Below are 21,290 nucleotides of genomic sequence, written 5' to 3'. Positions count from 1 at the left end.
GTTACCCCGTTTACCACCTCGTTAGAGCAATCGCATTGGACACAGAGAGGTCCCGGGATGTCAGACAGCCGGCTTGGGGAAGCCGCCCTTTTTGCCTTCGCGCGACACGAAACGTTCGCGCCCCGCTTCGGCTGGCTGCACAAAGCGTACATGCAGGTCAAACGCGATCAGGGCGCGTTCCTTGCGGTCGACGCGCCGGTGCGGTTCGGCGTCGGCAAGAACATGGTCAACGCCATGCGTTACTGGTCGCGGGCGTTCAAGTTGACCCGCGAGTACAAGCCCGAGAAGCGCACACAGGCCAAGTTCTCCTACCCCACCTGGGAGGCCCGCTGGCTTCTGGACGAGGACGGTGCGGACCCGTATCTGGAGGAGAACGGCAGCCTGTGGCTGCTGCACTGGTGGCTGGTCTCCTCCCGTCCCGGGGCAAAAAGTCACGCGCCGACCTGGTACACGGCCTTCCACCTCGCGCCGTTCTCCCGGTTCACGGTCGCGGACATGACGCAGGTGGTCACCCGGCATGTGAACTTCTCCTACGACAGGAGTCCGGAGGAGGCGTCGATCGTCAAGGACATCGAGTGCCTCACCAAGATGTACGCGCGCAGCGCCCCGGAGAAGGCTGGCTCGCCGGGCAGCTACGAGGACCTGCTCGCATGCCCCTTCCGCGACCTTGACCTGCTCACCTTTGTCGGGGCGCGCGGAAATGCCGAGTGGCAGTTCACCAGCGGGCACCGCACCTCGCTGCCTGCCCGGGTCCTGGCCTATGCCTGCCTCGACTACGCCGCCAAGTTCTCCCGCCAGGCCAACTCGATCTCCGTGGCCCGCCTCGCCAACGAGCCGGGCTCCCCGGGGCGCGCCTTCCGCGTCCGAGAGAACGAGATCGTCATGGCACTGCAGAAGGTCGCGGCGGACCACCCGCAGCTCGACCTGACCGAGGCCGTGGGACAGCGCAGCCTCGCCTTCAGCGCCGACCCCTTCGAGCTGGCCTGGGAAGTGCTCGACGAGCAGTACGACTTCGTCACCCGCCGCCCCGGCTTCCCCACCCGCGAGGAGTGGGCCGCCACATTCCCCAAGCTCGCCAAGGCCGAGCAGAAGGAACTCGCCACGAAGGCCACCGACGCCACAGACCCGGACGACACCACCGACACACTCTTTGCTAAGGAGACCGCGTGACCACCGCTACCTCCACGCGGACCCCGAGCAGCCCATCGAGCTCCGCTCCGCAGTTCCCCGCCGGCATCGAACTCGTCGGCTCCCAAATGCGCTCGACCAACCTTGAGCGCGACGTTGAGGACGCTCTGCACGACCCCTACGTCGGCGCGCGGGCCGTCGACGTCCTGGAACGCATCGCGAGTGCACTGGCCGACCAACGCCGCACCCGTGCCTGGTCGTTCACCGGGCCCTACGGCTCCGGCAAGTCCACCCTGTCCAACATCATCGACGCTCTGCTGGGGCGGGACGCCAAGCGGCGCAGCGAGGCCGAGCGCATCCTCGAAGAGGCCAGCCCCGCCCTCGCTCAGCGCCTTGCCGTAGCCCGTGATGCCATCGCTCCCGAGGGATTCCTCGGCGGTGTGGCCACCGCGCGCCGCGAATCGGTCGTCGCCACCCTCTCCCGCGCCCTGCACACGGCGGCGGCGCGACGCTGGGGCAAGCGTGTCCCGAAGGCCATCGCCACCGCCTTGGAGGCGTGCGCAGACCCGGACCGGGCCGGGGCCAAGGAAGTTCTCGGTGCCGTCACGGCGCTGACGGCGGACGGGCGGCAGCCTCTGCTCCTCGTCATCGACGAGTTCGGCAAGACGCTGGAACACCTCGCCGGCCACAACGAGTTCGCCGACGCCCAGCATGATCTGTTCCTGCTGCAGGAACTCGCCGAGACGGCGGCTGGCCCCAGCGGGCTGCCCGTCTACCTGATGACCTTGCAGCACCTGTCGTTCATGGACTACGCCTCACGGTCCAGCGAACTCAAGACCCGCGAATGGGCCAAGATCCAGGGGCGCTTCGAAGACATCACCTTCGTCCCCCACCACGGCGACTCCCTGCACCTACTGCGCCGCCGCCTCGACCGCTCGGCCGTCAACTCTACGGGGCAGGCCCTGATCAACGCCTGCGCCGAGGCATCCGCGGACATCTGGACCCAGCATGGTCTCGGCGTTCTCGCCGAACTCGGCCCTGACCACTTCGCCGACCTCTACCCGCTGCACCCCATCACGGCCCTAGCCGCGCCGATCCTTGCCGCCCAGATCGGCCAGCACGACCGCAGCCTGTCGGGCTTCCTCAACAGCGGCGAGCCCAATACCGTCCGCCACTCGCTGGCCCAGCACAGCAACGACAAAGCGGAGTATGCCAGCACGGTGCGGCTGCCGGAGCTGTACGACTACTTCCTCAACTCCGGGCGCACCACTCTGCTCGCCTCCGCCAACGCGAGCCGATGGATCGAGGTCGACTCACGTATCCGGGACGCCAATGGCCTCCCGGACGCCGACCAGGACGTACTGAAGACCATCGGCGTCCTCAATCTGATCGACTCCGACGGGGCTCTCAGCGCCACCGCCCCGATGATCCACTTCGCCCTCCACGACCCCACCGACGTTGCTGACCCTGACGCCTTCACGGCACTCGAAGAGCGGCTTGCCGACCTCGTGCGCCGGGGCTTCGTGGTCCACCGTGAGTTCAGCGGGGAATACCGGGTCTGGCAGGGCACGGACGTCGACATCGACGGTCGGCTCAAGGAAATCATCAGCCACTTGAATGACGCTGCGGTCATCAACCGGCTCGGCAGTCTCGTCCCGCAGGCATTCGTGGCCAGCCGCCACAGCCAGGTCACTGGCATGATGCGCGTGTTCTACACCGCGGTCAGCGGCCCGGAGACCAAGACCGTGGCCGCCCCGGATGAGTTGAGGGAGCCCGCCGACGGCCTCGTCGTCTTTCACTTCGGCACTGACGCAGACCGGCCCAACGTCCACTCGCCTCTGCCGGTACTGGTGGGCACCACCCCCGACCCCGACGTGGTGCTGACCACGGCCACCTACCTCGTCGCGCTGAAGGAACTCAGCGTCCAGCAGGACATCGACCACGTCGCCCGTCGGGAAGTCATGGAACGGCTCGTGCAGGCTGAGGCCGAGCTGCTGGAGCTGCTGCAGGCCGCCTTCTACCCGCCGTCCTCCGATGCGTCTTGGAGCCTGTGGCACACCGGTATCGCCCCTGGTGAAGAACCCGCCGTGTCCGGCCTGACGGCCCGTAGCCTGAGCGGCCTGGTCTCCCTCGCCTGCAAATCGGTGTACCCGGACACCCCGCACATCCGCAACGAGATGCTCGGCCGCCACGTCCTGACCAGCCAGGCCGCCCAGGCCCGCGGCATACTGCTGACGGCCATGCTCTCCGCCTCGGGCGAGGAGAACCTTGGCCTACCCGGGTACAAGGCCGAACGAGCCATCTACCACGGTGTCCTGGCCTACCTCGGCCTGCACCGCGAGAACGGGGAGGCACAGGCCGAGAGCCAACACGAAAGCCTGCTCCCGTATGGCTTCTCCCCACCCGGGGAGGGCCACGAGCACGCCCAGCCCGCCTGGAATGCCCTCAACGAGGTACTGACCGGGGCCACCGAGCGGGTCAGCATGGAAGAGGTCATCCGTGTCCTGATGAGTCCGCCCTTCGGGCTCAAGGCCGGAGTGGTCCCGGTATTCCTGATCCCGGCCCTGATCATTCGCCGCCACGACGTCGCCCTGTTCGAGGAAGGCAGCTACCTGCCCCGGCTGACCAGCGACGTCGTTGAGCGCCTCGTCAAGGGGTCGGCACGCTTCTCGGTGAAGTACACGCCGGCCGGAGACGGCCAGCGCGGCAGCATCATCAAGAAGCTCATGGTCTCGCTCGGTGTGGAAGCACCGCGCTCCAAGGCCCTGCGTAACCCCGACCTCCTCTCCGTGGCCAGCGCCCTGATCATGCGCGTGGCCGACCTGCACAAGTACGCCCGCACCACCAAGAACATCTCCGCCGACGCCCGCACCGTGCGGACGACAATCGTCCAGTCCCTGGACCCCGACGACCTGATCTTCCACGCACTGCCGAAGGCCCTCGGCCTGCCCGAGATCCCGGCCCGCACCCGCACCAACGCGGAAGCAGCGAACACCTACGTCGAACGGCTCACCGCGGCGGCGGACGAACTCGTCGCCATCGACAGCAAACTGCGCGCCCAGGTCGTGCGCGTTCTCGCTAAGGAGTTCCGCCTGCCGGCCGAACTGCCGGCGCTGCGCGCACAGCTCGCGGCCCGGCTTCGCGGCTTCGCCGATGCGGTACTGACCCCGGAACTGCGGGGCTTCGTCGACTTCGTCCTCAGCGACGACCTCGAGGACGACGACTGGCTCGAACCCATCGTCGTACGCCTGACCAACTCCGCCCTCGGCGACTGGGACGACCACGAGGCCAAGATCTTCCCGCAAAAGGCCCGGTCGATGGCCGCCGCCCTCGACCGCGTCGGACACCTGCACCACGCCGAGAAGGAGGCCAGCGGCCGGGAAGAGAAACTCGATGCCCAGTTGTTGACCTTGACCGACAGCGCTGGCGTGGAACAACGCACCCTGATCTACGTACCGGTTCAGGCCCGCAGCGAGGCCAACAGCCTCGCCGCAGATGTCCTGAAGCAGGCCGAAAAGGCCCTCGGACCGGACGGAGCGAGGATCCTGCTCGCGGCCCTCGCTCAGCGCGTAACCGATGCCGCGACAGCAGCGAGTGAAAGGAAGGCACAGGGATGACCGACGGAGCCGATACCCAGAAGGTCCGGCACGTGCTCGGTATCTCCGGCGGCAAAGACTCCTCAGCGCTCGCCGTCTACATGCGCAACCGAGTGCCGGAGATGGAGTACTTCTTCTGCGACACGGGCGCCGAACTGCCCGAGACCTATGAGTACCTCAACCGGTTGGAGGCCGCTCTCGGCAAGTCCATCGTGCGGCTGAACGCCGACCGAGACTTCGACCACTGGATGGAGGTTTACCAGGGCACCCTGCCCAGCCCCCAGATGCGCTGGTGCACCAAGAACCTCAAGATCAAGCCCCTGGAGGACTGGGTTGGCGACGACAAGGTCATCTCCTACGTGGCCATCCGCGCCGACGAGAACCGCCTCGGCTACGTGAGCACCAAGCCGAACATCGATGCCGTCTTCCCCTTCCGTGAGGACGGCATCGACAAGGATGGTGTCATGCGCATTCTCGACGAGGCTGGCATCGGCCTGCCCGACTACTACGAGTGGCGCACACGTTCCGGCTGCTACTTCTGCTTCTTCCAGCGCAAGCACGAATGGGTCGGCCTCAAAGAACGCCACCCGGAGCTGTTCGACCGCGCTGTCGAGTACGAAGAGAAGGTCCGCTACCGGCACACCGCCATGAAGGGCCGCAACTACACCTGGTCACAGGGCGAGTCGCTGCCGGAGCTGATAGAACGCAAGGACGAGATCGAGGCCAAGCACCAGGCAGCGCTTGAGCGCGCAGCCAAGCGCATCAAGCCCAACCGCCCCTTGCTAGAGGTCCTTTCCGACGCACTCGACTCAGACGACGACGAGGCCGGGTGCTCCGTCTGCCACCTCTGACGCGCAACCACACACTGCGGCCCCAGCAGCTCGATCGAGCTGCTGGGGCCGCAGTTGCTTTCCCCGGTTCCAATCAAGCTTGTCTCGCTTGCGGTTGTGACCTCGCCCAGCCTGTGTCCCAGATCTCCAGCAGGAACGCAGCGCACCCGCCCACGACAAGTCGAGACTTCTCGTGATGGAGTGACGTAACGTCACATATGCGGCATGATGGGCTCATGGCGCTCCTGCTACCTCTGTCGACCACTCATATGCCACCATGAGTGACGTCTCACTCACAGATGCGGAACGGTGACGGGGAGAAACCGGGATATGCAAACTCGCAGGTACTTGATGCGGCATGGGTGTCAGCTTCTCAGTTCTTCAGTGAGCCCAGTCAGGGGCTCTACGTTTCTTCGTGTCAGTGCGCATGCAGCTGGAGTTGCCCGAGATCGGGCGCCTTATCGGTGGCTTCGCGCACGGCTTGACTAGCTTGCCGATTTCGAGGGTTCGATCTGTTTCCTCGGTCCGTCATCGCGCTTCGCGACATAAATTACACGATCGTTGAGCCGAAATGCAGGTTGCAGGTCCCTTCCAAGGCGATGCCGCATCTGATCTGAACGAACCTGCTGAACGAGAAGGGGCTACGCATGCCTACGCAGGCCAAGGAAATATTCGAGGCGCAGAGTAAAAGTGTTCGCGAGCTGCTTTCTGACAATGGCTTGGGCCTCTATCTGCCGCCCTATCAGCGACCGTATGGCTGGGGCAAAGACAAGGTCGAGAAATTGCTCGACGACACACTGCATGGCCTTAAGAATCTAAGCAAGGCCCCGGACAGCTTCACCTTCTTGGGGACTGTCATCACCATCCATGATGTCAACCATGTCACGGTGAAGCCAATCGTCAAGTCCGAGGTCCCGGCCAAGGTCCTTACCGTGATCGATGGGCAACAGCGTTTGTCGAGCCTTCTTATCCTCCTGGTGGGCCTGCACAACCTCATTCGTCAGCGTGCATGGAAGGTCTTCAAGGGCAACACGCCGGATTCGACCGACAGCGCTCGGACTCACCTTTACTCCGAAACGAGCGACATGCTGCAGATGCTCGCGGCGGCGTTCTATGAGCGAAAAAACTACGGAATCAAGCCGCCGATCTACCCGCGCCTCATTCGAGCCTTCGTGGATCAATGGGCCAGGGACGAGAAGCTCAAGCAGTATGAGTCGCCGATCGCTAACCTCATCTACCAATACTCATTGCTAGTTGATAATGAGCTGACATCTAGGCCGACCGACTTCAGGCCGACGGCCCGACAGAATGCGGGCGAAGGTGAAGGCGACCTCATTAAGAGGTACAATGAGATCCGTACGGGGTTGACCAAGCTGTCGCAGCAAAAGTCGGTCGAGGAGCTGGAGGATCTGCCGCCGCTGGCAACCCTTGCCACCAACATCGAGTTCCAGCGTGCGCTCTTCAACCACGAACTCGACCCCGAGCTCTGCGCTTGGCTGGGGGAGCTGCAAGATGGGCCCGAGGCCGAGCTGATGAGACTCGTCATGTTTGCCGCCTATGGCTTGAACCGCATCGCCCTGACGGTCGTGCAAGGCAAGGACGAGGACTATGCCTTCACGATCTTCGAGTCGTTGAATACCACGGGCGAGCCTCTGACCGCCTTCGAGACCTTCCTCCCTCGGGTGGTGATGGCAGAGAAGATTCAGGACTACCAGGACTCAGACGCGCACGCGTACATGAAGGCAGTTCAGGGCTACCTGGACCGTTTCGACGTCGGAGACAAGCTTCAGAACGCAACTCGAGACCTGCTGGTCACTTTCGCGTTGGCGGAGACGGGAGAGAAACTCTCCAAACGTCTCCCGGATCAGCGGGTCTACATGCGCGATACCTTCGAGGGCCACAAGGACTCGGAAGATGATCGAAGCGCGTACTTGCGTCACCTACGCGACACTGCGGCCTTTGTTGGGAATACGTGGGAGCCTGCGAACAACTCTCCTCGCGCGCTACCCGGGCTAGAAGCGGCCGCCATGACGGACACCGTGAAATTGTGTCTGGCCTTCCTTAATTCGCTCAATCACACCATTGCCATCGCGCCGCTCGTGCGCTTCTACTCCGAGGCTGTCCACGCGGACGAAGGGGAGGTGAGGGAAAAGCGCATCGCTGAATTCGAGAAGGCGATCAAGGCAATCACTGCCTTCACGGTCTTCTGGCGAGCAACCCGACGGGGCACGGGCAACATCGACAGCCAGTACCGGGCGGTCATGGCTGGCCCCTCGCTCACGGGAATGAGTCCGCTCGCTCGCCAGTCGGCAGGGTCCGGTGCATCGAACTCTGCTTCGGTCGTCGACGCCGAGGCGCTGAAGAAGGAACTTGCAGCGCGCTTGTTGCACCCTAAGCACGGCGCCATCCCAAACTTGCCCTCGTTCCTGGCGGATGCTTCTGCGCTGCCGCTCTACAAAATTGCCCGCCCGCTGACGCGTTTCCTCCTTCTGGCTGCGTATCACGACACAATTGAAGATCCGGGGAATCCGGGACTGATCATCCAAGGCAAGGCGGGGGTCGCCTCGTGCTTCACTGCAGACGGTTGGGCGGACGAGACGCACCTCACGGTCGAACACATCGCACCGCAGCAAGCCACGAGCGGGTGGGACGAGGAGTTCTACAGCGATAAGGAGACCGTCCACAAGCTGGGCAATCTGGTCCTGGCACCAAACGCTGCCAACGCGTCCCTCAGTTCACGGCCTTGGAATGAGAAGAAAGTCCTGTATACGGCACTTGGTGCCCCGACGGCCGACGACGCCAAGTCGATCCTCACCAGTTCCGGCTTGACTTTCGCGCAGTCGACTGAAGATCTCGCGGCCCTGTCGCGTTACCTCCCGCACCTGCGTGCACTGGGCCAGTGTGAGGACGAGTTGAATCCAGCGTTCATGGATCAGCGCGCTGAAGTCCTCCTGCGTCTGGCCTACACACGACTCAAGGGGTGGCTCGGCCTGGAGCTGTCTGACTCCAGTAGTGATCTGGTGGTCAAGGTCGACGACGTGGAAATCGAGAACGGTGAGCTCGACGAGAGTGAGGATGCCGGTGCAGCGGTTGGAACGGCTTAGCTCCACGGGCCAGGTGGGTGGCGCTACGGCCCGGACGGGTGATCTTGAGGTCCAGCTTCGTACGTCGAGGAACTTGGAGCGGGTGCAGGATCTGTTCCGGGCCAGCTACGCGGCGGCGTGATCGGCTGCCGGTGCCGGCCTCTTGGCGGCTGCGTTTCGCGACGTGTCTGTGGTCGTAGGTGAGCCTCTCGGCATGCGGGCAGGGCGTCGCGGTGGACGAACAATGGTGCGCGGGATCGCTGGTTTGGCCAACCGGCGATCCCGCGCTATGTTGCCCCGCTCTTGTGTGCCAATGATCAGCGTGAACCGCTGGCGGCTGGGCTGGCCGCGACCGCCGGTCGTCCGACCAGGTCCGTTCTCTGTCAAGTTCTACCTGTCGAGCCCTCAGTGGCTCAGGTGGTGGTGCCGGGGGACTGAGGTGGCGTCGGGGTGGAGGCGACTACGTAGGGGGCTGTCCTCGTGGGGCACCAACGCCTTCTTGCAGTCTGTTAGGGAGCCTGACGGAGCGCTTGTTCGCCGAGCATCGTGTCCTGCCAGAAGGAGATGTCTTTCAGGGTTCGGTCTGGATGTGGCCAATGACGTCCTGTTACTCCTGCTGCCCGAGCGAAGAGTTTTTTCAACGGTCCCGAGCGGCGCGCGATCGGTGTGAGCCCGAGGAAGGCGTTCTCCTCGGGTATGGGTCGTCGGCGGCCGACCAGAGCCACCCGACTTTTCCTTTAGCATCTGCTCCATCCTGTTTAAGGGAAGTGGCGCCTGGGATGAGGCGACCGTCACGCAGTAGGTTTCTGCTGGACGCCACCGCAGCTGGATGTGTACGCCGAGATCTGTTCTCGTAGATCGGCGATGTCGATGCCCAATCGCTCGGCCATCTCGGGTAGCCGGATGCCGGGGACTGTTGCGGCGAGGCGGAGTGCGTCCTCGTGCAGTGCGCACTCCAGCGGGGTGGCGTCCCGTAGGTGTGCCCGTGCCTGTGACGCGGCGTCGCTGATGAGTGCATGGATCTGTTCCGGCTCGGGTGCAGGTGCGGGAGGAGCCGTGGGTGCCGGGAGGCTGGGTACCGGTTTGTCGGTCAGATCGGGTGTGTAGGCGGGCAGCAGGGGTGGTTCGGCGCATTCGCGATACCAGGCCCATGCATGGTGGGCGGGGATGCGAACCTTTCCGCCGGGCCTCGTGCCGGTGGCAGTGACGGGCTGGTCCGTGCCGGTGGCGGGGTGCTCCGTGGGGTGTTTGGGGAGTCCGCGCAGAGTGGCGAAGTCGGTGGGGCGGGCGGTCAGGCGTGCGGTGATGGCATGGGTGAGGGCGGCAATGTGGCGGCACGGTGGGGTTCCGCAGTTGCAACTGAGGGAGAACTCTCCGGACGCGGGCTGGGTAGGCACACCGCCGGTGTGGTCCGGGTTCGTCAGGCATTCGGGGAGCTTGCCGGTGCGGATGGCTTGGTGGTGGCCGCAGGTGGGTGAGGCCGCTTGCCAGGCTGTGATCTGAGTGTCGGTGAGGACTGGCAGGTTGATCGTCGGGTGTGCTGGTGTGGTGTGGTGGCGGTCGGTGGCGGTGGCGCTGACTCGGCCTGGGCTGAGGATGAGGTGGGTGAGACCGCCTGCGGACAGATCGTTGTGGCCGGCGAGCCAGAGGGCCTCGTCGTTGATGGCGGCGCGGAGGAGAGTTTCCCAGGCGTGGGCCCATGTGTTCGGGGTCATCGTTGTGCTCCCAGGGCGATCAGGTCGGTGATCTGTTCGTCGGTGAGTTCAGTGAGGGCGGAGTAGCCGTCGGCGAGGACGGCGTCGGCGAGGGCTCGTTTATGTTTGAGGAGCTCGTCGACGCGGTCCTCCAGGGTGTTCTCCGTGATGAGCGGGTGCACGGTGACGGTGCGCTGCTGGCCTAGGCGATGAGCGCGGTCGATGGCCTGGCTCTCCTTGGCCGGGTTCCAGGGGCGGTCGAAGAGCACGACGTGGTTGGCCTGGGTGAGGGTGAGGCCGGTGCCGCCGGCTTTGACAGTCATCACCATGAGCTGGCCGGAGCGGGCCTGGAAGGTGTCGATGATGCGCTGGCGTTCGCGTACGGAGGGGATGTCGCCGCTGTAGTAGAGAGGGTCGTGGCCGTGGGTGCGCAGGTGCCGTAGGAGGAGCTTGGCCATGGAACGGTACCGGGTGAAAATCAGCGCGGCTTCATCGGGCGCGGTCAGGACGGGCAGCAGGTCGTCGAGTGCGCCGATCTTGCCGGAGCGGGATGCCGCCTGCTCGGGGTCGTAGTCGTCCTCCAGGGGGTCCTTGTGGTACTGGGCCGGTGAGTTGCAAATCTGCTGCAGTTTGTTGAACAACTCCAGCAACAGACCTTTGCGGTGGACTCCTTGGGCGTCACGAATGGCCTGGAGCGTGTCGTCGGCGACCTGTTGATAGAGCTCGATCTGTTCGTGAGTGAGGCTGACGATGCGCGGCCGGATGTCCTTGGGTGGCAGCTCGGTCAGGATGCCCGGGTCGCTCTTGCGGCGGCGCAGCATGAACGCGCTCATAAGGCCGGACAGCCGTGTGGTGCGCTCGGTGTCGGCGATGTTGTCCTCGATGGGGCGGGCGAACTGGTCGCGGAAGACGCGCTGTGTGCCGAACAGCCCGGGGTTGAGCCAGTCCATGAGGGCCCATGCCTCGGTGAGGTTGTTCTCGACTGGGGTGCCGGTCAGTGCCACTCGGACGGTGGCCTTGATTCGGCGCAGGGCGCGAGCGGTTGCGGTGCGGTGGTTCTTGACCATCTGGGCTTCGTCGGCGACGACCAGGTCGAAGGGCATCAGGGCCAGCAGGTCGACGTCACGGCGGAGCGTTTCATAGCTGGTGATGACGATCATGCGGGAGGTGGCGTCTTCGAGGGTGCGGTCGGCTCCCAGGTAGCGCAGGGTCGGCACGGTCGGGGCGAATCGCTGGACTTCTCGTTCCCAGTTGATGACGACGGAGGCAGGGCAGACGATCAGGGTCGGCCCCGTGGCGGCGGACGTGGATTCCCGGCGGTGCAGGTGCAGGGCCAGAGCGGTTAGCGTTTTGCCCAGGCCCATGTCGTCGGCGAGCATCGCGCCGAAGCCCGCGTTGGTGGTGTTCGCCAGCCAGGCCAGGCCGAGCTGTTGGTAGTCGCGCAGGGTTGCCTGCAAGTCCCCCGGCTCGCGGACGGGTGTCGTGCGGGAGCCGGTGCGCAGAAACTCCACGAGGTCGGCGAGAGCGGCCGTCGGCTCGCAGGGCATGTCCTGCCCGTCGATGTTGATGGCTCCGGTTAGGGACGCGCGGAGGGCTTGGTCGGAGGAGATCGGGCCGATGTGACGGTCAGCTGCACGGCGGGCGGTGTCTTCGTCGACCATTACCCACTGATCGCGGACCTTGGTCAGCGGCCGCGGCGCCTGGCCGATAACGTCCATCTCCTGGTCGGAGAGGTCGTCGTCGCCGAGCGACATCTGCCACCGGCCGTCCAGCACGTCGTCGAGGGAAAACCGCGGCCGCGGCACGGCCGCAGACGCGTTGCCCCCTGCCCCGACCACAACTCGTGTGCGCAGCAGGTTGGTCCATTGCTGGGGCCAGTGCACGCTCAGGCCGACCCGTTCCAGTTCGTCCCGTGTGGCGCCCAGCAGCAGGACGGCCTCGCTGGCGAGCAGCGTGAGCCGGTCGGGCACCGGGCACTCCAGTAGCCGCCCGACCGGTTTCCACACCTCGGCGATGCGCCGCAACCGTCGGCGGATGTGCCCCAGCAGGGCCTCGTCTTCGGCCACCTTGGCGGTCTGCTGGAACAGCTGTTGCTGACGGCTGTGCGCGGTGGGCTGGGCGAACAGTAGCTCAGCCCACAACAGTTCCGTGTCGTCGGGGCTGGCCCTCTTCGGGGCGTGTACGGACAGCTTCAAGTCCACCGGCGGCACCTCGGCGCGATCGTCCTCGGCACGATCGGCCCACTGGTGCAGTGCGGCACTGCCCTGCTGCCGCGGAACGGGGGTGGCGAAGGGCGTGTTCCCCAAGACGGTTGAGGCGCCGGGGCCGCGCAGCATCGCTTCGGCGACGGCGTCGAGCCCGGCGTGGATCGCGACGCGCGGTGCCCACAATTGGTAGGGCCGGGCGTCAGTTGCTGCCCCGCAGTGTGCGGCGGGCATCATGACCTGACGCAACTGCCGTGCGCGGCTGCGTTCGTTCTCGTTGAGCGGGCCCAAGCGCCACACGTCGACACCGTGGCTGTTCAGCGTCGGATACACCCGACCGTCGGCCACCACGGCCAGCCCCAGCTGGATCGCCTGACGCCACAGCCGGACGGATGGGGCCATCCTTTCGCTGTCAGATGTCCGGGCCATGGCGTTGGCCAGCAGTCGCACAGGCACCTGCCAGCACTTCACCAGGCGGGGGCCGACCGCAATGCCCTGGCCGGGCAGGACGAGATCGGCCGTGCAGCATCTGATCGGCTTGTGGCAGGAACTCTCCACCGAGGTCCCGTCGACCCGGTAGAGCAGGAAACGGCCGGCGCCGTCCTGCAGATCAATGGTGATCTCCAGACCCTGCCGCAGCAGTTCGACCAGCGCGTCCTCGGCGGCTGCCGCCTCATCGCGGCCAGCGCGGGGACCGGCCGGATTCCGGTGGGCACCCATGGCTCCCGCGCCGGCGGCCGCCGCGGCCACCGACTCCGGAGCGGGGAGAGCACCGCGGTCACCGTTGTGTCCCTCCACCGGAGTGGCCAGCAATTCGATCATCGCCTCGGCGGCCTGGCGTTGCGCGTCGCGCTTGTTGGGCCCGTGGCCCACGGTCTCCAGCCACTCCGCGCAGACCTTGCAGGTGATCCGTGCCTCGAATCCTGCGGAGTCCTTGGCGGGGTCCGCGATGGTCAATTTGCTAATGTTGCCAGTCTGTTTTAGCTCGTTCAGGAGCATCAGCGGGTTTTTGCCGCCGAGTTCGGGCACTGGGATGCGACCCAGGCGCAGACCTCGGCCTGCCTTCACGGCACGCTGAACGGTCTCAAGCAGTTGGCCCGCGGCCGTCAACCGCGTGCTGGAGCGGCCGAGTCCTCGCCCGGTGACGGTGAGGAGTTCACCGCGGTGCACGCAGGCGGCAACGCACACGAACAACGGCTCAAGCCCTGTGATGCCGGGCGCGCTTTTGAAGACGAGCTCGCTGATCACACCGGATTCGGCCAGTGCCTTCAGCTGCTCCTGCGGATCCTTCTCCTGCGCGGGCCCGTTGCCCGTCGCAGCGTGGGGTCCGTTGCGCTGAACCGGCAGTGGCGCCTGCACCGGCAGGCCGGCCAGCTGGGCCAGCAGCCGGATTGCGGCAGCTCCGCGCGCCTGCCGCTTGTTGTTGCGCCATGGACCTAGCTCGCTGATCTCCTCCCCGTCGACAACGCAGGTCGCGCGCATCCTGAAGAGCGGCGGGCCGGGTTCGCTCTTGCGTACCTCTTCCGCATAGGAAGGCGTCGGCCCGTAGCGCAGTGACTGATGCAAAGTCAGCACAGCCACGGCGACGGCGGCATCGTGAGCCGCAGCCAAGGCCGCCTCGCGAGCGGGCTGCCATGCTGCCGCCCGGGCGGTGAACAATACGGCGTGCAGGTCGCGCGGGATCAGCTCTCCGGCGTTGATCCGCAGCACGATCTCGGCTACCTCCGCGGGCGCGATCTGGGGGCGGTCCAGAGCCTCCTGCAGACGGGTCGGGAAGGACACGTCCCGGGCTTGGGCCGGTGGCGAGGACGATGAGAAGCGGCCGGCCGGCACCCATCCGGACAGGGTGCTGTCCTGCTCGACTGGCTCGGCTCCGCAGAGGTGTCCGAGCAGACTCACGGCCGCGCTCTGATGGGCGGCCTTGCGGCTGGGGCGCGTCACTACGGCGCCATGGGCGTGCAGACCAGGCTGCCGCCACCCAGCTTGAGCGCTGAACATCTGCGGGTTCGAATCGGGTACCTCGCGGATCACGAAGGCCGACGGGATGCCGATGTCCTGGCAGTGGGTGTGGAGCACGGAGGCTGCCAGCTCAGGGCGTGCCGAGACGATCGTCCACGCACCGGAGACGGCCGCCTGGGAGGACGGGAGCGACGAGGCCCGCATCAACAGCAGGCGCAGATCCTTGATGCCGAGGCGTCCCGAGCCGCCACGTGCGGCGGCCTCAGCGGCGAGCTCGGCAGGCACGTGGCGGTTTTCCCACGCTGCCTCCAACAGCCTGGAGAACACATGCGGATCCACCGACTCAAGAGCAACACCGGAGTCGGACGCGGGATGTGGCACATGAACGGCGGAACTCGACGGACTTGGCGGTACGGAGGCCATCTCAACCCTCACGGAGAAACACGAGGAAATGGGACAGCAGATAGCAAAGCACCCTAGATATGCCCGGCCCCGGCAGACAAGATCCGCCGCGGTATCGAGCAGGACGCCGTCGACCAGCAAGTTCTTGCACGCGGCGGCCAGCAGGGAGAACCAGAACACGCCACCGGCGACCGACCCTTTCGGGGGACGGAACATCGGGACCGTGTGGTTCACCTGTCAGGAGGACCGCGCGCGGCGCGTCCTCACGCATGCCCCTGCTCCGGCAGCAGTCAGTGCACGCCAAAAGACGCCGCTGAACCGCTCATAGGCGCAGCCACTCGATCGTGTCGGACAGTTCTTGGTGCTCCGGTGAGCTCTGGACGGCGTTGACGCGCTTCTTGTGGAATGCGACCGCTTGGCCGTTCCTGTTCGTGCAGCTCTCGCCCAAGGCGGCATCGCAGTAGCCGCATCTCAGAGTCAACGGCAGCTGTTCGAGTTCGCTCTTGAGGCCCGTGAGTCGCGCATGCCGGTGGGTGTGGCACGCGAAGACTCCCTCGGCAGTCGTACAGGTGGTGCCGCCGTCTACGGGGTAGCCGCACAGTTCACCATCGCGCGGATCGTGATGTGCGCACCGTTCGCTTCCCCTGCGCCGCTTGAACGGGCAGCGCAGCCCGCCGGAGTACTCCACCCACCGGGAGTCCTCGAGTTCCTCGTCCAACGTCACGGTGCACCGCTCCGGGAAGGGATCCTGTACACCATCGGGCAGCGGCCACTGGTGCTCAACGCAACGCTGGTTCGCCGCGCTGACGAACACCCCGCACGGTCCCCATGTCGGGTGGTTGGAGTAGCGCCCCGTGCGCGACGACGCCCAGTGGCATACGGGCCGGAGAACAGCCTCCAACTTGTCCCGTAGCTGACGGGCCTCAGGAATGGGCACGTACTGCAGGAGCCGGAAGGCTTCCTCAACCTCTTGGGCGGAGATCTCGACGCGCCGAGCGGCACCATTGCGCCTGCGTGCGATCACGCGTGCCGGCTTGGGTGGAGTGGGGATGGTCCTCGACATGGAGGCGATTTGTACCGCAACGCGGCGATGCCGACGCGATGTACACGCCGACACCGCCCACGCTGCAAAAGATCAGCGCCTGAGCGCTGCAAGCGCATCTTAGCCGCAATTCTCGTCGAACCGATGGAAGGCGGGCGTGTCAAGCAGACCGATGGGCCGACTCGGCTGCTGGAGCAGGCCAGCCTGCTCGCCTTGACGCGGAATGCCCCGGCCCATCCCGGTCAGGAGACGCCCGAACGCTGACGACTGCACCCTCGATGTTCCGAAGTGCAGCGGACAGGGCCCGTGTTAGCCCAGCAGCCGCAGAGCCTCTCTTCGAACGATTCTGGGTCTCGCAGGCCAAGAGAAAGCGCCCAGCGCATTTCATTGGCAACAGACACCCGAATCGAGGCGCGGTGATGACGCTGGTGCTGGATGAGCCGCGGGTGCTGGTGTGCGGGAGCCTCCGATGGGCGTGGACGGAGACGGCCGAGACTGTGCGGGACCGCCTGCTGGCCCGTCATAGTGAGGACCTGGTCGTGATCGAGGGTGCCGCGACTGGGGCTGATACCGCAGCGCATGCCTGGTGTGAGCGGCAGGGCTTCAGCCTGAACCGGCATCGCTGTCGTCGGAGGCCGCCGCTGGCACTGCACAGTGCTGATCCGGGCTCAGCCCCGGCACAGAGCGGGCAACCCGCGCGGCATCGACAGCACGGGCCCTCGGCACCCAGGAGACGCGCCAGCCAGTCACAGTGCCTCCCTCCTGCTTCCTTCAACATGTTGAATGCAACAGGGAAGGTCCGCCACTTCTCCCAGTCGTCGTTTGCGGCGAGGAATAGGTCGAGGATGGCGTCGTGGTCGCCTGGGGCGGCGGCGTAGGCAGGCACGATTTTCGGTACGGTGTGGGAGATTCGGGTTCGCCGGGTGGTGTGCCGAGGGATGTGCAGGCTTCGGCGGCCTCGCGCTCGGTGTCGGTCGTCGGCGCGGGTCCGGGGCGCATGGTGGCGCCATGGAGCCGTTCGAAGGATGCCAGGGCCTGGGCCGGTGAGTCGAAGATGTCGGCGACTTGGCGCAGGTGGTTTTGCCCATGGAGGTAGACGCTTTTGCGGCTGTCGAGATAAGTGCCGACGGCGACGGTGGTGTGGCTGTCCTCGGCGTGGGCGTGGATGAGGAGCCGCCCGCGGCGGATGTCGTCGTACAGCTTTTGGGCCTCGCCTGAGACCTCACGGACTTCCCGGCGGGTGCACCAGGGCATGGGGTAGTTGGCCACTCCCAATCTTCGTCGATCGCCTCGCGGAGTCGGTCGGTGATCTCGATGGTGATCCCCTCGCTGGTCAGGGTGTGGGCGGCCTTCTCGGCCCAGTAGGGCTCCTCGCGGTCGATGCGGGCCATGACCAGAGTGTGGTCGTTGAGGGCTTCGAAACCGTGGGCGGTCAGGAGGCCGCGGGCCAGATCGTGCCGGGTGCCGGTGAGGGTGGCGGTCACGGCGCTGGAGTTGCCGGGGGTGGGTGTCGGGGCGGACGTGTGCGTCGATGGAGGGCATCGTCACGAAGGGGTGCTCTCTGCTGCCGGTGGCCGGACCATGAAGGCTCGGTCATCGGTGGGTTCGGGGGTCAGCGGGAGAGGCGGGTGATGGGTGGGGCTGTGGTCCGGGGCGGGCCGGCCCGAGGCGGCTTCGTTGCCTTGGTCGCCGTGGGTCTGGTCGTCAGTGTCGGTGAGGTGGCGTGGTGCCAGCGGGTGCGTGCGGCGGACAGGTCGGCGAGTGCGCGGCGGCTGCCGACGACGAGCTGGTACGGGGTGGTGGTCGGGTCGTCGGTAAACGCCTCGATGCGCCGGCCGACGTGGTGGGCGGTGGCGAGGAGGGAGCGCTGGAGTATGCGCTCGGCCCAGTGCTCCGGGGAACCGACCGGTGCTCCGAGGAGATCGAGCAGCTCGGTCGGTTGGGCACCGGAGGCGAGGAGGCCGCGATGCTGGGCTTCCCACAGGACTGTCACCGGGTCGACGGGGGAGTGGCGCCGGGCCAGGGCGGTCAGGCACTGCCAGAGCCCGGAGTGCAGGGGGCGGGTGAAGTCGTCGGGGGCCAGCCATCGCATCTGCTCGATGTCGCCGGGGTGTGCGGTCGCGGTCGCGAGCAGTAGCCGCTCTTCGTCGACCGCTTCCTCATCGTCAAGGGCGGTCGCTGGCGGTGAGGGCGTGCGGGGCAGCGGGATGGAGTGCTGAGGAAACTTCGCGGCGATGTCGCCCACGACGGCGGCGAGGGCGTCGGCTTCGGCGAGGGTGGTGGGCGCGGGGTGTGCGAGCGAGGTGTCCCGCGCGGTCTGTGCGAGGCGCTGGGCGGCGGCGCGCAGGAGGCGGCGTGCGTGCTCTGCCTCGATCATCCGGGCGTACGCGGGCGCGTGCCGGGGCCATGGGCAGACCTGGATCAGGCCGTGCAGGTAGGAGGCGGTCAGGCCGCGGGTTTGCTTGCAGGCGGTGGTGAGCACCGTGTTGAGCCACGTGGTGTTCTTGGCGTGCTGGGCCGGGTCGGGGGCTGGCAGGGAGCGGATTGCGTCGAACAGGGCGGTGTGTGCGGCGGTGGAGAACGCGTCAGGGTCGATGCCGGTCACGTTGTCTAGCTGCTGTGGTTCGAGGAGGAGGGCGCCGAGGAGAGCCTGCTCGATGTAGAACTCCGGCTGCGGCGACGGAATCGTGTTGAGGTCGTCCTCGTCGGGATCGGGAGTGCGGTGCATCAGGCGGCCAGGGTGAAGTCGTCCGGGTTGAGGGGAACGCGCAGGTGCGGGGCGAGGAGGTGGGCCGCCAGCAACGGAGGGACGGCGTTGCCGATCTGGGAGAACTGCTGGCCCTTGTTGCCGGCCCACGGGTAGTTGGCGGGGAAGGTCTGCAGCACCCCCGCCTCGCGGGCGGTGATCCGGATCGGCTCCGGCACAGATGGAGACTCCGCGCCCTCTGGCCGCGCGGCGTCGGGTTCGGCGACCCAGGTGCATTCGTTCGCGCGATGCCCGAAAAACAGCGTCCCCGCAGGCTCGGAGAGCGGCCGGACCGTGGCGTTGGCCTGGTTGTTGCTCCGCAGGGACCAGACCCAGCGGTGCGCCTCGGCCGTGAAGGGGGGCGCCTTGGCGGGCCGGTGGTCCCGGGGTGCGCGGCGGGTGGCCCAGGCGGTTTCTTCCCGGCGGGGCTGCGGTGCGGTCCCGTCCGGGCGCGGTGTCCAGGTGCCGCGGTCACGGGCGTTGGACAGGGCCTTGCGGGAGCCGGAGGGGAAGGGTTCAGGGCCGCCTCCTGGTCCGCCGCCGGCGCAGACGGTGGGGACGGGCCGGTCGGTGGCGCCCCAGCCCAGGGCGTCGGCCATGCTGGTCCAGCGGGCGCGGCCAGGCCCGAACAGGCTCTCGGGCTCGGGGACTCGGGCGTGGGTCGGCGCAGGAGGTCCGGCGGTCCGGAAGCGGGAGGCGATCAGGATCGCCCGTCTCCTGGTCTGTGGTACCCCGTAGTCGGCGGCGTTGAGGATGCCGGTCCATGCGGAAAAGCCCCAGCGGCGCAGTACCGCCGTGTAGTGCTTCCACAGGGGCAGGACGTCCGGTACCTCTTCCATGGCGACCCACTCCGGCTCGCCGGCCGTGTGCAGGGCGTGGAGGTAGCGCATGGGTTCGGCGGCCAGCAGAGAGCGTTTGTCCTGGCAGGAGGAGAGGAGCTGTTCGCGGGTGTCGCGTCCGGCGGCGAGGTCGTCGACCGCCTGGTGCACGAGCGGCTGGTCCACCAGGCCGAGGCGCTTGCCGGCCATCGACCATGCCTGACACGGCGGACTCGCGATCAGTCCTCGTGTCCGGCCGACCCACGGCCAGGTCGGATACAGCGCCACGTCGGTCTGGATGGTCAACTGCCCGGCGGCGGCGCGAGTCTTGCAGGCCCATTCGTCCCACTCCAGACCGACGTCCCCCATGCCCAGGACGGTCAGTGCGTGGCTCCACCCGCCCGGACCCGCGAAAAGGTCCAGGATCAAGAGGCCAGCCCGAAGTCGTCCCGCGTCAGCTCCGGTGCCTCGCTGCGGCAGGCCCATGAGGAACAGCCGTCGACCACACCCTGTTCCCATTGCTCCAGTGCTGGTTCGGGGGCGTTGATTTCCTGCTGCCGGGCGGCCCATTCGGAGGCGGTGACGTGATCGATAGGGGCTTCATCGAGGGGAAGGCGGGAGCGGTGGAGGAATGCTTCGCCCAGGAGTCGATTCCCGGTCGCGTTGGCGCGGGCGTTTCCCTTCCGGATGGCCTTGTCGAACGTGACGACATTCGTCCATTCCTCCGGTGAGGTGTCTCTGATGTGTCTCCACTGCGCGTTTCCGTGGAATGGGCATCCGAGACAGCTTGATTTCGGGGTGTCGGCCAGTCCGAGCGTGGTCAGGTAGCGGACGCAGTCAGCCCGAGACCATCCCATCTCGATGAGCGGATGCCGCTCGTCCATGTACTTGACGTCAGCGTCTTTGGCCCGGTGGAACTCATCGGTGGAGATGCCCACCCACTGTTCGACGAACACGCCCTTCGGGATGCGTGCCGGATAGGGGTATCCGAGAAGTTCCCGAACCTTCTTCTTGATCAGTTTGATTTTGTATTCGCCGGTGCACTGCCGTCGGGTCATCCCTGTTTTGCCGTCCTTGTTCAGGATATGGAGGGGCATAGAGGCGAACCGATGATCAGGGTTGAGCGCGTCCACTCGAATGTTTCCGGAGGAGACACGCAGGACGGGTATGCCTGCCGGTTCTGCAATCTCCCTTTCCAGACGGTCGAGGTGAGCGTAAACGGCTTTCGGTTCCCATCCCGTGTCGGCAAAAATAGCGTAGTCGACTTTAGGGAGGACTCCTTCGGCTGACAGTGCGAGCATGGCGCTAGATTGAATTCCTGCACCTCTGTCACCTATTCGGGGCTGTTGCATTCGGCTCTTGTAAATGGAATCTGGCATTAATGGTCACTCGGGTCTGTGAATGCCCCGCGCTATTGGGGGCGATGGGTCTGAGCTCTGGCAGCCGTTGAGGGCTTGCGATGGGGCTTCGAACCTGTTACTGGATCCAGCAGCACTACGGCATCAGGCTGGCTCGTCGCCCAGCGGCGGACCGAAGCCGAGGAGTTGCGAGCGGTCCGACGGAGCTGTCCGCGGCATCTGGAGCATCAGATGATTCCGATAGCCCCGGGTCTGGGCATCGGTCCGCTGTCGCGTGACGACGAGACTGGTAGCAACCGCCTGTCCTGCCCCGCCCCGCGCTACCGGGTATCCCTTCCGGGTAGCGGAAACCTCTTTGTGGTGGACAGATGCTCAAGGCCAACCGGCTGCCTGGCGCTCGAAGTTGGCGCTCGCTGTGCTGCCGCTCGTG

The 21,290-nt window shown here is 66.2% G+C and carries 12 protein-coding genes and 1 pseudogene; 6 read left to right on the top strand and 7 right to left on the bottom strand.

Annotation, left to right across the window (positions count from 1 at the left end; genetic code table 11):
- Nucleotides 1-57 precede the first annotated feature (57 nt).
- The 5 genes and pseudogenes from ACK1X7_RS20400 to ACK1X7_RS20380 all read left to right on the top strand — a co-directional run.
- Nucleotides 58-1,170 carry a DUF4007 family protein gene (locus ACK1X7_RS20400; protein ID WP_413115474.1) on the top strand — a complete coding sequence of 371 codons (1,113 nt, stop codon included), beginning with the start codon at nt 58-60 and terminating at the stop codon, nt 1,168-1,170.
- Nucleotides 1,167-4,745 (top strand): ATP-binding protein, encoded by a 3,579-nt coding sequence (locus ACK1X7_RS20395; RefSeq protein ID WP_413115473.1) that lies wholly within the window; start codon nt 1,167-1,169, stop codon nt 4,743-4,745. Before ACK1X7_RS20400 ends, ACK1X7_RS20395 begins: the two co-directional genes overlap by 4 nt.
- On the top strand, nt 4,742-5,575 hold the full coding sequence (locus ACK1X7_RS20390) for a phosphoadenosine phosphosulfate reductase family protein (RefSeq protein ID WP_413115472.1): 834 nt from the start codon (nt 4,742-4,744) through the stop codon (nt 5,573-5,575). The genes ACK1X7_RS20395 and ACK1X7_RS20390 overlap by 4 nt, the downstream gene beginning before the upstream one ends.
- Nucleotides 5,576-6,201: 626 nt before the next feature.
- Nucleotides 6,202-8,658: a DUF262 domain-containing protein gene (locus tag ACK1X7_RS20385; protein WP_413115471.1), complete on the top strand. Its 2,457-nt coding sequence runs from the start codon at nt 6,202-6,204 to the stop codon at nt 8,656-8,658.
- A gap of 34 nt (nt 8,659-8,692) precedes the next feature.
- Nucleotides 8,693-8,779: pseudogene (locus ACK1X7_RS20380) on the top strand (transporter); the annotation flags it as partial.
- Between the two features lie 649 nt (nt 8,780-9,428).
- Here ACK1X7_RS20380 and ACK1X7_RS20375 read toward each other — a convergent pair.
- The 3 genes from ACK1X7_RS20375 to ACK1X7_RS20365 all read right to left on the bottom strand — a co-directional run bounded on the left by ACK1X7_RS20375 (nt 9,429) and on the right by ACK1X7_RS20365 (nt 15,959).
- Nucleotides 9,429-10,352 (bottom strand): hypothetical protein, encoded by a 924-nt coding sequence (locus ACK1X7_RS20375; protein WP_413115470.1) that lies wholly within the window; start codon nt 10,350-10,352, stop codon nt 9,429-9,431.
- Entirely contained in the window at nt 10,349-14,833 is a 4,485-nt protein-coding gene (locus ACK1X7_RS20370) for an SNF2-related protein (RefSeq protein WP_413115469.1), read from the bottom strand. The genes ACK1X7_RS20375 and ACK1X7_RS20370 overlap by 4 nt, the downstream gene beginning before the upstream one ends.
- A 385-nt stretch (nt 14,834-15,218) precedes the next feature.
- Nucleotides 15,219-15,959 carry a zinc finger domain-containing protein gene (locus ACK1X7_RS20365; RefSeq protein ID WP_413115468.1) on the bottom strand — a complete coding sequence of 247 codons (741 nt, stop codon included), beginning with the start codon at nt 15,957-15,959 and terminating at the stop codon, nt 15,219-15,221.
- 257 nt (nt 15,960-16,216) lie between these two features.
- Between ACK1X7_RS20365 and ACK1X7_RS20360 the strand changes: the two genes are divergently transcribed.
- On the top strand, nt 16,217-16,816 hold the full coding sequence (locus ACK1X7_RS20360; protein ID WP_413115467.1) for an SLOG family protein: 600 nt from the start codon (nt 16,217-16,219) through the stop codon (nt 16,814-16,816).
- Here the strand turns inward: ACK1X7_RS20360 and ACK1X7_RS20355 are convergent.
- The 4 genes from ACK1X7_RS20355 to ACK1X7_RS20340 form a co-directional block, all read right to left on the bottom strand.
- Complete coding sequence (locus tag ACK1X7_RS20355) at nt 16,710-17,207, bottom strand: hypothetical protein (RefSeq protein WP_413116977.1); 498 nt, start codon at nt 17,205-17,207, stop codon at nt 16,710-16,712. The two genes, ACK1X7_RS20360 and ACK1X7_RS20355, sit on opposite strands and share 107 nt — an antisense overlap.
- A gap of 343 nt (nt 17,208-17,550) precedes the next feature.
- Nucleotides 17,551-18,666 (bottom strand): DnaB-like helicase N-terminal domain-containing protein, encoded by a 1,116-nt coding sequence (locus tag ACK1X7_RS20350; protein ID WP_413115466.1) that lies wholly within the window; start codon nt 18,664-18,666, stop codon nt 17,551-17,553.
- Nucleotides 18,666-19,988 carry a DNA cytosine methyltransferase gene (locus tag ACK1X7_RS20345; RefSeq protein WP_413115465.1) on the bottom strand — a complete coding sequence of 441 codons (1,323 nt, stop codon included), beginning with the start codon at nt 19,986-19,988 and terminating at the stop codon, nt 18,666-18,668. Before ACK1X7_RS20345 ends, ACK1X7_RS20350 begins: the two co-directional genes overlap by 1 nt.
- Complete coding sequence (locus ACK1X7_RS20340) at nt 19,928-20,803, bottom strand: hypothetical protein (protein ID WP_413115464.1); 876 nt, start codon at nt 20,801-20,803, stop codon at nt 19,928-19,930. The genes ACK1X7_RS20345 and ACK1X7_RS20340 overlap by 61 nt, the downstream gene beginning before the upstream one ends.
- Between the last annotated feature and the right edge of the window lie 487 nt (nt 20,804-21,290).

It is taken from the genome of Streptomyces sp. CY-1 (assembly GCF_047218265.1).
GTDB lineage: Bacteria > Actinomycetota > Actinomycetes > Streptomycetales > Streptomycetaceae > Streptomyces > Streptomyces niphimycinicus.
Note: the sequence above shows the minus strand (reverse complement) of the source record. Positions and strands in the feature narration are given on the sequence as shown.